At 67.0% G+C, this 13,732-nt stretch carries 16 protein-coding genes; 8 read left to right on the top strand and 8 right to left on the bottom strand.

Annotated features, from left to right (window positions below; genetic code table 11):
* Positions 1–125: 125 nt before the first annotated feature.
* On the top strand, positions 126–599 hold the full coding sequence (locus LRP66_RS10785) for an Lrp/AsnC family transcriptional regulator (protein ID WP_230482596.1): 474 nt from the start codon (positions 126–128) through the stop codon (positions 597–599).
* Positions 600–694: 95 nt separating this feature from the next.
* Entirely contained in the window at positions 695–2,110 is a 1,416-nt protein-coding gene (locus LRP66_RS10780) for a hypothetical protein (RefSeq protein ID WP_230482595.1), read from the top strand.
* On the opposite strand, the gene LRP66_RS10775 is transcribed toward LRP66_RS10780, so the two are convergent.
* Positions 2,065–2,700, bottom strand: a complete 636-nt coding sequence (locus LRP66_RS10775; protein ID WP_230482593.1) for a DedA family protein — start codon at positions 2,698–2,700, stop codon at positions 2,065–2,067. The two genes, LRP66_RS10780 and LRP66_RS10775, sit on opposite strands and share 46 nt — an antisense overlap.
* Before the next feature lie 75 nt (positions 2,701–2,775).
* Here LRP66_RS10775 and LRP66_RS10770 point away from each other — a divergent pair, with 75 nt between their 5' ends.
* Positions 2,776–3,579, top strand: coding sequence for an aldo/keto reductase (locus LRP66_RS10770; RefSeq protein ID WP_230482622.1), 804 nt, complete (start codon positions 2,776–2,778; stop codon positions 3,577–3,579).
* Positions 3,580–3,585: 6 nt separating this feature from the next.
* Here the strand turns inward: LRP66_RS10770 and LRP66_RS10765 are convergent, their stop codons facing one another.
* The 4 genes from LRP66_RS10765 to LRP66_RS10750 form a co-directional block, all read right to left on the bottom strand.
* Positions 3,586–4,590 carry a DUF2268 domain-containing protein gene (locus tag LRP66_RS10765; protein ID WP_230482592.1) on the bottom strand — a complete coding sequence of 335 codons (1,005 nt, stop codon included), beginning with the start codon at positions 4,588–4,590 and terminating at the stop codon, positions 3,586–3,588.
* A 60-nt stretch (positions 4,591–4,650) separates the two neighbouring features.
* Positions 4,651–6,054, bottom strand: a complete 1,404-nt coding sequence (locus LRP66_RS10760; protein WP_230482590.1) for a UdgX family uracil-DNA binding protein — start codon at positions 6,052–6,054, stop codon at positions 4,651–4,653.
* A 149-nt stretch (positions 6,055–6,203) separates the two neighbouring features.
* The gene (locus LRP66_RS10755; RefSeq protein ID WP_230482588.1) at positions 6,204–6,689 is read right to left on the bottom strand and encodes a hemerythrin domain-containing protein; all 486 of its coding nucleotides are present in this window, start codon (positions 6,687–6,689) and stop codon (positions 6,204–6,206) included.
* Positions 6,690–6,756: 67 nt separating this feature from the next.
* Positions 6,757–8,001 (bottom strand): putative DNA modification/repair radical SAM protein, encoded by a 1,245-nt coding sequence (locus LRP66_RS10750; protein ID WP_230482586.1) that lies wholly within the window; start codon positions 7,999–8,001, stop codon positions 6,757–6,759.
* Between the two features lie 108 nt (positions 8,002–8,109).
* Between LRP66_RS10750 and LRP66_RS10745 the strand changes: the two genes are divergently transcribed.
* A complete protein-coding gene (locus LRP66_RS10745; RefSeq protein WP_230482585.1) occupies positions 8,110–8,826 on the top strand; it encodes a DUF4163 domain-containing protein in 717 nt (238 codons plus the stop codon).
* Positions 8,827–8,862: 36 nt separating this feature from the next.
* Here LRP66_RS10745 and LRP66_RS10740 read toward each other — a convergent pair whose 3' ends face one another.
* A complete protein-coding gene (locus LRP66_RS10740; protein WP_230482583.1) occupies positions 8,863–9,135 on the bottom strand; it encodes a UvrB/UvrC motif-containing protein in 273 nt (90 codons plus the stop codon).
* Between the two features lie 15 nt (positions 9,136–9,150).
* Positions 9,151–10,257: a tRNA 2-thiouridine(34) synthase MnmA gene (gene mnmA / locus LRP66_RS10735; protein ID WP_443026688.1), complete on the bottom strand. Its 1,107-nt coding sequence runs from the start codon at positions 10,255–10,257 to the stop codon at positions 9,151–9,153.
* Between the two features lie 169 nt (positions 10,258–10,426).
* On the opposite strand from mnmA, the gene LRP66_RS10730 reads away from it, so the two are divergent.
* The 3 genes from LRP66_RS10730 (at position 10,427) to LRP66_RS10720 (ending at position 11,462) form a co-directional block, all read left to right on the top strand.
* The gene (locus tag LRP66_RS10730; protein WP_230482581.1) at positions 10,427–10,657 is read left to right on the top strand and encodes a hypothetical protein; all 231 of its coding nucleotides are present in this window, start codon (positions 10,427–10,429) and stop codon (positions 10,655–10,657) included.
* 97 nt (positions 10,658–10,754) lie between these two features.
* The gene (gene sciP / locus LRP66_RS10725) at positions 10,755–11,054 is read left to right on the top strand and encodes a CtrA inhibitor SciP (protein ID WP_230482579.1); all 300 of its coding nucleotides are present in this window, start codon (positions 10,755–10,757) and stop codon (positions 11,052–11,054) included.
* A gap of 150 nt (positions 11,055–11,204) precedes the next feature.
* On the top strand, positions 11,205–11,462 hold the full coding sequence (locus LRP66_RS10720) for a GlsB/YeaQ/YmgE family stress response membrane protein (protein WP_230482577.1): 258 nt from the start codon (positions 11,205–11,207) through the stop codon (positions 11,460–11,462).
* A 143-nt stretch (positions 11,463–11,605) separates the two neighbouring features.
* On the opposite strand, the gene LRP66_RS10715 is transcribed toward LRP66_RS10720, so the two are convergent.
* Complete coding sequence (locus LRP66_RS10715; protein WP_443026687.1) at positions 11,606–12,349, bottom strand: SIMPL domain-containing protein; 744 nt, start codon at positions 12,347–12,349, stop codon at positions 11,606–11,608.
* Between the two features lie 207 nt (positions 12,350–12,556).
* Between LRP66_RS10715 and LRP66_RS10710 the strand changes: the two genes are divergently transcribed.
* A complete protein-coding gene (locus LRP66_RS10710) occupies positions 12,557–13,732 on the top strand; it encodes an efflux RND transporter periplasmic adaptor subunit (RefSeq protein ID WP_230482620.1) in 1,176 nt (391 codons plus the stop codon).

Below are 13,732 nucleotides of genomic sequence, written 5' to 3'. Positions count from 1 at the left end.
GGGTTCCTGATTGGCTTGATGGAGGAACACTAGCCCAGGCCGATCGGAGAAACTGGTCGGGTTTGGGGCGTAAGGGGCAAAGTCGAGGTTGATATATCCTGATTATATCCGTTAACCGGTCAACCATGCCGCATGACCTCGATATATGGGAACGACGTATCCTGACGCTGCTTCAGGAGGATGCCAGCCTGTCGACCGCCGCGATCGCCGAGGCGGTGGGGTTGTCCGCATCGCCCTGCTGGCGGCGGATCGATCGGTTGGAGCGCGATGGCATCATCAAGCGGCGGGTTGCGCTCGTCGATCGCGCCAGGATCGGGCTCAAGGCGCAGATCTTCGCGCAGGTGAAGCTGAATGCGCATGGCCGCGCCAATCTGGACGAGTTCGCCGCCGCGATCCGCGAGATCCCCGAGGTGATGGAATGCCATGTCCTGATGGGCTCGGTCGATTTCATGCTGCGTATCGTCGCGGCGGATATCGAATCCTATGAGCGGCTGTTCTTCGAGCGGCTGTCGAACCTGCCTGGAGTGCAGGAGATCAATTCGACCGTCGCCTTGTCCGAGATCAAGTCGACCAGCGCGCTGCCGATACCGGCGGGCTGAGGCACGACCGCTTCCGCCCCGGAGAGCCGAGACGCCCCGCCTTGCATCGTCGTGGCGGGAGGGATAGCGGCGGGGGAGCAACGGGGGAGCAATCCATGACGCGGTGGCAGGGCTTGAGCGGCATTCGGATCGTCCTGTTCCTGCTGGCCTGGTTCAGCGCGAGCTGGTTCGGCTCGTGGGAGTTCAATCCCAACAACGCCACCCGGCTGTTCGCCGCGATCCGCATGGTCGAGGACGGCACCGCCACGATCGACCCGATGGCCCCCCTGACGATCGACAAGGCGCAGTTCGGCGAGCACGCCTATCTCGACAAGGCGCCGGGCATGACGCTGATGGCGTTGCCCGCCGTCGCGCTGGTCGACGGAATCACCGGTGATCGCGCCGACCGGCACATGCTCTCGAGCACCGACGAGGGGTTCGTCCGCTATCTCCGGTTGCGGACGCGCGTCGCGGCCGCGCTGGGATCGGCGCTGCTGACCGCGATCGCCGCGGTGATGCTGTTCGACCTGGCCTGGCGTGTGACCGGGCAGGGCGGGGCGGCGTTGTTCGCCGCGCTGGGCTATGCGCTGGGCACCCCGATCTGGGGCTATGCGACGACGCTGCTCGGCCATGCCAGCGTCGCGGCGCTGTTCGTCATCGCGCTGGCCGCCGTCGCGCGGGGAGGGGGACGATGGCTGGCGGTGGCGGGGCTCGCCCTGGGCTGGGCGGTGGTGGTCGAGTATCAGGCGGTGCTGGCGGGATCGGTCATCGCCCTGTGGGCGGTGTGGCGGCATCGCCATCGTCCGGTGGCGCTGTGGCCGATGATCGCGGCGGGCGTGGCCGGATTGCTGCCGCTTCTCGCCTATAATGTCTTCGCCTTCGGGACGCTGTTCCGGATCGGCTATTCGGGCGTGGTCGGCTTCGAGGGGATGAATCAGGGGCTGTTCGGCCTGACCGTCCCGCACGGCGCGATCATGTGGGCGATCCTGGCGGGGCCGACGCGGGGGCTGGTCTGGGTCGCGCCGGTGCTGATCCTGGCGCCGCTGGGGCTGTGGCGGCTCGCGGAGGAGCGTGACGGTCGCGCGCTGGCCATCACCGCAAGCGGCGTGGTGCTGGTCGCGCTGCTGGTCAATGCGGCCTATGTCTATTGGGACGGCGGCAATGCGACCGGCCCGCGTCATGCCATGCCGCTGGCCGGGGTGGCGGCGCTGGGCCTGGCGCCTGTCTTTGCGGCGATCCGGTCGCCGTGGCTGCGCGTGCTCGCCGTGGCGGTCCTGCTCGTGTCGATCGCGATCAACCTGACCATCGCGGCGGCGGAGATCTTCGCGCCGCCGACCTTTCGCTGGGCCTGGTGGGATGCGGTCATCCAGCAGCGGTTCCGCTTCGGCGACCTGCGGACCATCCCCTCCGAATGGTGGGGATGGACGACATGGCACGGGCTGGGGCTATGGGCGGCGGTGGCCCTGCCCCTGTCGCTGTGGCTGGTTCAGGGCTGCGCGCGCTTGAGCCCGCGCACGCGGTGCCAGACGTAGAAGGCGATCAGCAATACCAGCACGATGCCGATGACCAGATCGGCGCGGTGGAAGAAGGCCTTCACGCGCGGGTCCGAATCCCACTTCTCGCCCAGTTCGCGGCCCACGATCGCCAGCACGAGGCAGAAGGGCCAGCTACCCAGGAAGGTGTAGAGGTGGAAGGGGACGAGCTTCATCCGCGCCACGCCCGCCGGAAAGGCGATGAAGGTGCGGATGACGGGCAGCAACCGGCCGATCAGCACCGCGATCGGGCCATAGCGCGCGAAGAAGCGGTCCGCCGCGTCGAGCTCGCCCGGACCGATCAACAGATATTTGCCCCAGCGCTCGGCGACCGGCCGCCCGCCGCGCTTGCCGATCTCATAGGCGACGATCGAGCCCAGATTGCACCCCAGCGCCCCCGCCGTCGCGGCGAGGTAGAGGTTGAACTGCCCGGTCGAGACCAGATAGCCCGCGAACGGCATGATGATCTCGGACGGGAGCGGGATGCACGCGCTCTCGATCGCCATCAGCAGCATGATGCCCAGATAGCCGCCGGTGGAGATGACCCAGATGGCAAAGCCCGCGAGCGCGGAAAGAATATGTTCGACCATGGGGCCAGCGACTTGCGCGATCCGGTCGCGGGGGTCAATCGGAACCGGGGCGCGCATCGGTCGGTTTGGGACGCCATGACCCAGACGATGCTGACGCTGAACGACGGCCGGACCATGCCCCGATTGGGGCTCGGCACTTATCAGATCCCCGATTCGCAGGTCGCGCTGGTGGTGCGGCGCGGGCTCGATACCGGCTATGGGCTGGTCGATACCGCCGCCATCTATGGCAATGAGCGCGGGGTGGGCGAGGGGTTTCGCGACGCCGACGCCTTCCTGACCACCAAGCTATGGAACGACCGCCACCACGATGCCGAGGCCGCGCTGGACGAGAGCCTTTCGCTGCTGGGCGTGGAGGCGGTCGATCTCTACCTGATCCACTGGCCGGTTCCCGCCGAGGACGCCTATGTCGAGGCGTGGCAAAGCCTGATCGGCTTGCGCGACGCGGGCAAGGCGCGGTCGATCGGCGTGTCCAACTTCCTGCCCGAGCATCTCGACCGGATCATCGGCGAGACCGGCGTGGTGCCCGCGGTCAACCAGATCGAACTCCACCCCCGTTTCCAGCAGCGCGAGGCGCGCGCCTATCACGCGGACAAGGGCATCGTCACCCAGAGCTGGAGCCCGCTGGGGCAGGGCGGCGCGTTGTTGAAGACGCCGGAGATCGTGAAGATCGCCGAGAAACACGGCCGCTCGGCGGCACAGGTGGTGCTCGCCTGGCATCTGGCGCATGGCCTGTCGGTCATCCCCAAGGCGGCGGACGCCGCCCATATGGCGGACAATTTCGCCGCGACCGAGCTGACGCTGGACGATCAGGACATGGCCGCGATCGACGCGCTGGACGACGCGGACGGCCGGATCGGGCCGGACCCTCGCGCGATGTGAGGGGGCTCACGCCCCCAGAAAATAGCCCGTCCGGTCGGTAAAGGCGCGAATGGCCGTGGGATCGTTATAGGGCAGTTCGATCAGCGTCCTGATCGCTGCCTTCTTGTCCCTGGCCGCATCATAATAGCGCTGGGCGATCCGATAGCCGACGAAGTAACCCAGATCGCTGACCCCGAACGGGTTGGCGGCACTATTCCATAGCCAGTTGTCGTAATGATCGTTGCCCATCTCGGTCACGAAGCGCGCCTTGATCGCCGCTTCGTGCGTCGGCCCATAGCTGTAGACGGGCAGGGCGGGCTTGCGACCGGTAATCAGCTCCGCGACCAATTCCGCCACGCCCTCGCGCAGCGACTGCTGCAATAGGGTCCCGTCCGTTTCCTGCTGCTGCGTATGGACATATTCGTGGATGTTGTTCTGCGCATTGTTGGCAAAGGGCCGCGACCGGAAGAATGTCGCGAGGCGCGTCCGCAAGGGCTCGGGCAGTTCGGACACGTCGACGCTTTCATCACCCAGCCCGAGTTCCGCACCGATCAGGACCTTGTCGCCGACCGTCGTGCCCCCGGTGCGCAATACCCCGATGGCATAGGTGATCGTGGCGGGGCGCAGTCGGGGATAGAGCCGACGAAACCGCTCGACATCGCCGTTCAGCGTCGTCGTCGCGGCGCGGGAGCGTGCGGTCAGCGGTCGTACCGACGCCCAGAATTTCGGCCATTTGGCGATGGCGTCGACATATTCCTGCGGTGTGTAGCGGCGCGCGGCCATCAACGCGTGCAGGCCGGGCGTGCCGGCGTCGATGTAGAGCGTCTGGATCAGCTTCAGCCGGTCGGCGGGCGCGGCGGCCTGGATGGCATCGAACGCGGTCCAGAAGCGGGCGATATCCGTATCGACCACCGGGGGCGCATGGACGGCGGCACGCGGCGCGGAGGCTTGATGGCTCTGTGGAACAGCGGGGGCGGCGAAGGCGAGACTTGCGATTGCGCCCAGGCAGACTCGTCCAGTCTTAAACCCCATGCCCGTCCCCCGTCATTCCGCTTTCGGCACCCTCTGACCGAAAGACGAGCCTGTCAAATGTCAGGCTTGGCGGCTCGCCCCCGCCGCCAGCCTCAAATCCTCGACGAACCGCGCATATTCGGCATCCTTTGCCGCCGGGTCGGGCAGGCGGAGCAGATAGCTCGGATGTACCGTGATGAAGGCCGTCCCGCCATCGGGCAGGGTAAGGGGCTTGCCCCGCTCGCGGCCGATGGTCATCGCCTTGCCGAACAAGGATCGCGCCGCCGTCGCGCCCAGCGCCACCGTGACCTGCGGCTGGATCAGCAGCCGTTCCTGCTCGACCCACCAGCGGCACGCCTGGATCTCGCCCGCATTGGGCGAGCTATGGATACGGCGCTTGCCGCGCGGCTCGAACTTGAAATGCTTGACCGCGTTGGTGACGTAAGCCGTCGCGCGATCGATACCGGCCTCCGCCACCGCACGGTCGAAGACCTGGCCCGCCGGTCCGACAAAGGGATGGCCCGCCAGATCCTCCTGGTCGCCGGGCTGCTCGCCGACGAACATCAGCGCCGCGTCGACCGGCCCCTCGCCGAAAACGGTCTGCGTCGCGGGCGCGTACAGCGGACAGCGGGTGCAGCCCATCGCCTCGTCGCGCAAGGCCGCCCATGCACCCAGTGCATTGCCACCGCGCCCCGAGCGCACATCGTCCCTGGCGGTGTCGATCATCCCCGTCTCCCGCGCCTGCGCGCCTGCGATCAGTTGGCCGACCAGCGCGGTTTCCGGCATGTTTTTCCAGTATTTGCGCGGCATCTCCTTCAGCATCGCGCCGATCTTGACGCGGGCCGGGTTGAAGATGCTGGCGTAATAGGTCTTCCAGACCGCCTCTGTCGGGTCGCCCTCGGGCGCGTCCGCCTTGGTCGCGCCGGGCCCTTCCGACAGCGTCTGGCCATTCCAGTGCAGCGACACCTCGGGCGTCAGGATCGACCAGCGCATGGTGGTGAAACGGTTGACGAAGAAGGCGGCATTGGCGCGGACGATATGATGTTCGGGCTCGAACCAGGCGACATAGCGCGGGCCTTCGCCGTCCTCGGTCTCGCGAAAGCGGAGGAAGGCCCGCATCTTGTGGATGTCACGGCGGACCGCCTTGGCCAGCCGGTCGAGGCGCCGGACAAGCGGATCGGCCTGATCCTCGATCAGCCTCGGTTGGCGGCGCAGCCGGTCGAGCGCGGTGTGAAGCAGGACGAAGCGCTCGGGATCGTTGGACAGGATCACGCTGCGTGCGAGGTCGAGGAAGCCGCGTGACACGCTGAAGCGCGGGGCGTCCGTGGTGCCCGCGTGCTCCGCGACCGCGCCGAACAGGTCGCCGGGCCGATCGCCGACCTGCCATACCACCTGATCGGGCGGCACGCTGTCGGCGATCAGCCCGCGCGCCGCGTCGCGCCACGCATCGAAGTCGTCGGGGGCGGGAAGGGTGACGATCCGCATGGTTCAACGGCGTCTTCTATCCTGCGCGCTTCCTCCCCGGCATGGCGAGGTGGCAGGCTGCAGGCATGACGGAGCGGGGCTTCCACGGAAGCCCCGCTTCGCGGCGGTCCCCCTCCCCGTGCCGGGGAGGGTATGGGCCGATCCAACGATCAATCGCGCTCGTCTGCGCCGGGCGGGTTGGCCTTGGCCTCCTTCGCCTCGATCGGCTTGCGCTCTTCATAGGTTTTCGCGAGCTTCCGCTCGGTGGCTTCATCCAGCTCCTTTTCGGCGGCCGGAAACATCTCTTCCTCTTCCTCGTCGATATGATGCTCGTAGCGGTGGCGCATGTGGAAGAATTTCGATTCCCACTCGTCCGACGCGAAGTCGAGGTCCATCATCTCGCCGAGCAGATCGTCGATCTCCTTATGCTCGGATACCGAATGGCGCGCATCGTCGCGCAGATCGGGTTCGGCGAGCATGGTGGCGTAGAGCGATTCCTCCTCGGCGGCGGCATGGCTCTGAATTTCGATGCGGAAGGTCTCGAACAGCGTCTTGCGCTTGGCCCCGTCGCCCTTGAGTTCGGCGAGTTCCTTCAGCATTTCCCGCTGCTTGTCGTGATCGCGCTTCAGATCGGCATAAATGTCGGCGGTCGCCATGATCCTGTCTCCTTCGCGCATCCAACGGCGAAGCGTGACGCTCGTTTCATCCGCGAGTCACTCTCACTCAGCCGAAGAGTTCGAGCTGTTTGACCTTGGGCTTCACCAGCGGACGCAGATCGGCCTGATCGGCCAGCGCGATCGGTCGCCAATCCTCGGCGATCAGGAAGGGGCGAAGTTTCACGATCGACACGGTCAGCCGCGCGATATCGTCGAGCCGCAGCCGCCGCCACTTGCGGCTGGCGATGATGCGGTCCACCGCCTTCACCCCCAGGCCGGGCACGCGCAACAGCATCTCGCGGGGGGCGCGATTGACGTCGACCGGGAAATTCTGCCGGAATTTCAGGGCCCAGGCGAGCTTGGGATCGATGTCGAGCGGCAGCATGCCCGTGGCCTCATCGGCGGCGGCGGCAACCTCGCGCGGTTGATAGTCGTAGAAGCGCATCAGCCAGTCGGACTGGTAGAGCCGATGCTCGCGCATCAGCGGCGGCCGCTGGAGCGGCAGCACCGCGGAGGCGTCGGGGATCGGGCTGAACGCCGAATAATAGACGCGGCGCAGGCGGAACCGGTCGTAGAGCGTCGCCGCGCGACCGACGATGTCGCGGTCGGTGGCGGCGTCGGCGCCGACGATCATCTGCGTCGACTGGCCCGCTGGCGCGAAGCCGGGGGCGGACTTGTATTTCTTCGCGGCATCCTGCCGATCGTCGATCGCGGTCTTCACGTCCGCCATCGCGCCCTCGATCCGGCCGGCGTCCTTTTCGGGCGCCAGCCGTCGCAGGCCGCCCACGGTGGGCAGTTCGACGTTGATCGACACCCGGTCGGCGTGCACCCCGGCCAGGCGCACCAGCTCGGGATCGGCGTCGGGGATCGTCTTCAGATGGATATAGCCGCGAAAGCCATGATCCTCGCGCAGCGACCGCGCGACCTCGACGATCTGCTCCATCGTGTAATCGGACGACTTGATGATGCCCGAGGAGAGGAACAGCCCCTCGATATAATTGCGCCGGTAGAAGGCGAGGGTGAGGTTCACCACCTCCTGCGCCGTGAACCGCGCCCGGCGGACGTTGGACGACTTGCGGTTGATGCAATAATGGCAGTCGAAGATGCAGCTATTGGTCAGCAGGATCTTCAATAGCGAGATGCATCGGCCATCGGGCGCATAGGCGTGGCAGATGCCCATACCCTCGGTCGATCCGATGCCCTTGCCATCCAGGCTGTTTCGCTTGGACGTGCCCGACGACGCACAGGATGCGTCATATTTCGCGGCGTCCGCCAGGATCGCCAGCTTCTCACGGGTATCGAGTTGCGCCATTTGTTCGATATACGTTCTCGGCGCGCCGCGCTCAAGGGGAACCGGTGCGGTCATCGTCCGTACAGCCCGTTTCGGCCAATATGCCGGAAAATTCGGAGGAGAGACGGTATGCGGACGATGATGATCGCGGCGATGCTCATGGGAACCGCCGTGCCGGTCGCGGCGCAGACCGGGGTGATCCATGCGAAGACGGCGGATTACGAGTTCACCTATCGCTATCCGGCGGCGGTGGCGCGGTTTCCCGCGCTGCGGGCGATGCTGGACGCGGAAGCCAGGACGCTTCGCACCAAAACGGCGCAGGGAGCCGCGGCCGAGCGTCGCGACGCCAAGGGTTCCGACTTTCCGTTCCGCCCCTACTCCTATGAAAAGACATGGAAGATGGTCACCGACACGCCCCGCTTCCTGAGCCTGTCGAGCGACAGCTATAATTTCACCGGCGGCGCGCATGGCCAGCCCGGCTCCTCGGCGCTGCTCTGGGACAAGGCGGCGGGGCGGCGGCTCGATACCAAATCGGTCTTCACTTCGGTCGCCGCACTGCAGGGCGCGACCCGCAGCGATTATTGCGCCAGGCTCAAGGCCGAACAGATACGGCGTAACCAGGGCGGCGAACTGTCCTCGATGAATGCCTGTCCGCCGCTCAAGGACCTGACGCTGTTGCTCGGTTCGTCCAACGGTCGCGCCATCGACCGGATCGGGCTGATCGCCGATCCCTATGTCGCCGGATCCTATGCCGAGGGGAGCTATGAGGTGACCCTGCCGGTAAACCGCGCGGTTTTGGCGGCGGTGAAGCCCGCCTATCGAGGGGCGTTCGCGCTGGGGCGTTGAGCGGTCCCCCTTCGTCCCGGCAAGGCAGGCTGGCGCCTAGCCCTGCCGCCGCCCGCGGCCCCTGGTCATCGGGTCGGGCTTTTTGGGCGGGACCCAGCCCTCGGGGCGTTCGGGGCGGGACTGGCTGGTGCCCAGGCCCATCGCACCGGGGCGCTGGCGGGTCAGGCCGCTGGTGTCGACCTCGGTATCCTCCGCCCCGCCGCGCAGAAGGTTGATGCGATCGCGCAAGGCCTTCGCCGCTTCGAAATCGAGCCGTTCGGCGGCCGCTTCCATCTGGCGGCGCAACTCTTCGATATCGGGGCCGGTCATGCCGGGACCAACGCCTCAGGCGGCGATGCGTGCCGCCTCGGTTTCGGCGATCCAGCCTCCGCCCAGCACCCGGTCGCCGTCATAGAGCACCGCCGCCTGGCCCGGCGACACGCCATATTCGGGTGCCTCGAACACGAGTCGGTCGCCGACCATTCGGGCAGGCACGGGTTTCGCCATCGAGCGGACCTTGGCGAAGACCGGGCCGTCGAGTGGCCCCAGCACGTTCATGCCGGTCAGCCGCGCCGCCTCCACCGCCAGCGCGATGCGCGGACCGACGACGACCCGCTTCGTGTCGGGCTCCAGCCGGACGACATAGAGCGGCTCGGGACTGCCGCCGATCTCCAGGCCGCGCCGCTGGCCGACCGTATAATGGATCAGGCCGCGATGCTCGCCCAGCTTGGCTCCCGCCAGATCGACGATGTCGCCCCGCGTATCCGATTCCGGACGCAATTTCTTGACGAGCCCGGCATAGTCGCCATCGGGCACGAAGCAGATATCCTGGCTGTCGGGCTTGGCCGCGACTCCCAGCCCCAGTTCGGCGGCGATTTCGCGCACGCGCGATTTGGGCAGCGCGCCCAGCGGAAAGCGCAGGAAGTCGAGCTGGCCCTGCGTCGTCGCGAACAGGAAATAGCTCTGGTCGCGTGCCGGATCGGCGCCGCGATGCAATTCGGCCCCGCTCGCCCCCTCGACCCGGCGGACATAATGGCCGGTCGCCAGGCAATCCGCGCCCAGGTCGCGCGCCAGCTTCAGCAGGTCGGTGAATTTGGGGCCCATGTTGCACTGGACGCAGGGGATGGGCGTGCGCCCCGCCAGATATTCGTCGGCGAAGCGGTCGACCACCTGTGTGCGGAAGCTATCCTCGTGATCGAACACGTAATGCGCGATACCCAGCCGGTCGCAGACCGCGCGCGCGTCGCGAATGTCGCGTCCGGCGCAGCAGGCCCCGGCGCGGCCGACCGCCTCGCCATGGTCGTAAAGCTGGAGGGTGACGCCGATCGTCTCGGCTCCCGTCGCATGCGCGAGCGCCGCCACGACCGAGCTGTCCACCCCGCCCGACATCGCCACCACGATTCGACGCGCCCGGGGATCGCCCCCAAGCTGGAAATCCACCATCTGCTCCATGGCGCCCCCATACGCCTTTCGCCCGCGGCTTGCAAAGCGCGCGACAGGGGGCGAGGGTGCGGGGCGCCGACCCCGTCGCACAATAAAAGGGGGCGGACGCATCGCCCTTTACCCGGTTTTCATATCCGCCCGGTAACAGGGTGGTTCACGATCGGGATGGACCGCGCTTTTGGATCTGAGTTTCAACCGTTTTGACCGGGATGCCGAACTCACGGTGCTGCCGCCCGATCTGGCGGTGCTCATGGTCGGCGCGACGGCGCGCCAGGCCGCCAGCCATACGGCGGTGGTGCAGGCGGGCTTCGTGCGCGGCGCACCCGATCCGGCCCTGTTCGCGCCCTTGGACGGTGCGTTCAACGGGCCGATGGCGCGACTTCTGGCGCATTGGAATAAGAATGAATGAACCGTTAACCTTTCGACTTTAGGTGATGTTCAAGGGGCTGTGTCAGGACGGTCCTTACAGAAGGCATAGGGGTTGGGAGCCCCGGTGAGGTTGTATGATGATGGAGAATCAAAAGATCCGTCCTGCCAAGGTGATCGGGCCGCTCGGCGAACCGCTGACGCTCGAATCGCTGCCGCCGCCCAGCACGACGCGCTGGGTGGTGCGTCGCAAGGCGGAGGTGGTCGCGGCGGTCAACGGCGGCCTGCTGTCGGTGGACGAGGTCTGCGACCGCTATGGCCTGACGGTCGAGGAATTCGCCGGTTGGCAGCGTGCGATCGACCGGTCGGGGATGCCGGGCCTGCGCGTGACCCGTATCCAGCATTATCGCTCGCTCTACGAACGCCAGCAGAAATACTGACCCCCACGGGCGATCGGCGGATAAAAACGATCGCATCGTTGACTTTGTGAAAACGCTTCATCGAATTGCCGGTACGGGGACGGAACAATAACCGGCATTCGCACGTCTTCCCCCCGTGTCCCGCTCGCGGGCCCAACGGAGGGAAAGACAATGGGTATCATCCTGTGGCTTATCATCGGTGGTGTCATCGGCTGGCTGGCCAGCATCATCATGCGTACTGACGCCCAGCAGGGCATCTTCCTGAACATCGTCGTCGGTATCATCGGCGCGTTCATCGGCGGTCTGATCTTTGCTGGCGGCTCGATCAACAACGCCGGTCTGTCGCTCTATTCGTTCCTCGTTTCGCTGCTGGGCGCTGTCGTCCTGCTGGCGATCGTGAACCTCGTTCGTCGCGGTCGGGTGCGCTAAGCACACCATCGCTCTGAGCGGAACCAAAGAGGCCGTCCGGGAAACCGGGCGGCCTCTTTTTGTATATCCGGTATGGTGCGCGCCACGCCTGTCCGCCGCCCCCTCGACCGCGATGGCGAAGGGGGCGGCGGGGGCGGCCCCGATCAGTTCAGCAGGAAGCGGACCGAGACGTTGACCGTCACGTCACGCTCGCCGGGCGCGATGCTGGTCTTCGCGGCGGCATCGGACGCCATGGCGCGGACCATCATCATCGGCCGCTCCGGCCCACCGGCATCCTGGCCGTTTTCGGTGATCGACACGATCCGCGCGACGCGCATACCCGCCGCTTTGGCATAGAGTTCGGCCCGCGCCCGCGCCCGCGCGATCGCATCGGTCCGCGCTTCGTCGAGGGCCGCATCGGGCTTGTCGATCGACAGGTTGGGGCCGTCGATCTGGTTCGCACCCTGTGCCACCAGCGCGTCGAGCACCGTGCCCGACCGGGCGATGTCGCGGAAGCGGATGCTCAGCGTATTGGTCGCCTGATAGCCGGTGATGGTCGGCGGGACATTGTCGCCATAGCGATATTGCGGCTGCAACTGGACGGTCGCGGTCTGGATATCGCGCTCGGCGACGCCCGCGCGCTTCACCGCCGCCAGCACCCGCGCCATGCGCTGCGCATTGTCGGTCAGCGCGGCGGCGGCGGTCGCACCCTGGCTGACCACGCCCGCGCGGATCGTCGCGAGATCGGGCACGCGCGTTGTGCGTCCCTCCGCCGAGACGTCGAGCACCGTACCCGCCGCCGGAACCAGCGGTTCGACCGTGGTCGGCGCGGGTAGCGTCTGGGCGGCGACGCCCGAACCCATGGCGATCGGAACCAGCGCGGCGGACAACAAGATGGATTTCATCATCAACTCCCTTTGATGTTGGCAAAGCCTTTGGCGCAGCGCGCCCAAACGTGCGATGAACGCGTCCGACGCATCTTAGAGCCGCCTTAATCTTCCCATACTCAAAGTGACTTGAGCAGGGTGATGTATTTCGATAATACAGCCATGGATTGGGCGCATCTGCCGGCGTGGTCACGACATTAGGATGCGGATCGGGGATCGATGACGAACATGAATTACGAAACGGCGGCGATCGGGGGCGGCGGCCACATGGCACTGGAAGGACCCGCGCCCGCACGGCGGCGCTGGATCCCGGTGGCCGTGATACTGGTCCTCGTGGCGCTGGCGGCGTGGTATTTCCTTGGCGGCAAGAAGCATGATTCGGCCGCGGGCAATGCGGGCGGGACCCAGATCCCCAACATCACCGTGGTGGTCCCGGGCCAGCAGGCGGTCAGCCGGGTCATCTCGGCCACCGGCACGCTGGCGGCGCGGCGCGAGATGCCGGTCGGCGTCGCGGGCGAGGGCGGCCTGATCACCCGCGTCCTGGTCGAACCGGGCCAGTGGGTCCGCGCGGGGCAGGTGCTCGCGACCGTCGACCGGTCGGTGCAGATCCAGGGGACGGCCACGCTCGCCGCGCAGGTCAAGGTGCGGCAGGCGGACGCGACGCTGGCCGAGGCCAATCTCAACCGCGCGAAGGCGCTGGTCGACCGTGGCTTCGTCAGTCGCGCCGATATCGAGACCAAGACGGCGGCACGCGATGCCGCCGTTGCGAACGTCCGGGTGGCGCAGGCGCAGCTCGACCAGCAGCGCGCCTTCAACGGTCGTCTCGACATCCGGGCGCCGCAGGCGGGCCTCGTCCTCACGCGCCAGGCGGAGCCGGGCCAGATCGTCAGCTCGGGCTCGGGCGTGCTGTTCCGCATGGCGATGGATGGTCAGATGGAGCTGCGCGCGCAGCTCGCCGAATCGGATCTGGTCGGCCTGACCGTCGGCTCGCCCGCCACCGTCACGCCGGTCGGCGGCGACAAGACGTTCAAGGGCGAAGTGTGGCAGGTGTCGCCGGTGATCGACCCGCAGACCCGCCAGGGCGTCGCGCGGATCGCGCTCAGCTACAGCCCCGAACTGCGTCCCGGTGGCTTCGCCTCGGCGACGATCCGTGGCGGCGCGGGCCGCGCGCCCGTCCTCCCCGATTCGGCGATCCAGAGCGACGACAAGGGCAGCTTCGTGTATATCGTCGGCTCCGACAACAAGGTCGCACGCCGCAACATCAAGATCGGTCAGGTGTCGGACGATGGCGTGACCATCGCCTCGGGCCTGAACGGGACCGAGCGGGTGGTGCGTTCGGCGGGTGGCTTCCTGGCGGTCGGCCAGCAGGTCCATCCGATTCTAGGCGGCCCGGAGGCCAAGTAA

Origin of the sequence: Sphingomonas sp. Leaf21 (assembly GCF_916858675.1) — a bacterium.
Taxonomy (GTDB): domain Bacteria; phylum Pseudomonadota; class Alphaproteobacteria; order Sphingomonadales; family Sphingomonadaceae; genus Sphingomonas.
This window is presented reverse-complemented; position numbering and strand designations above follow the sequence as displayed.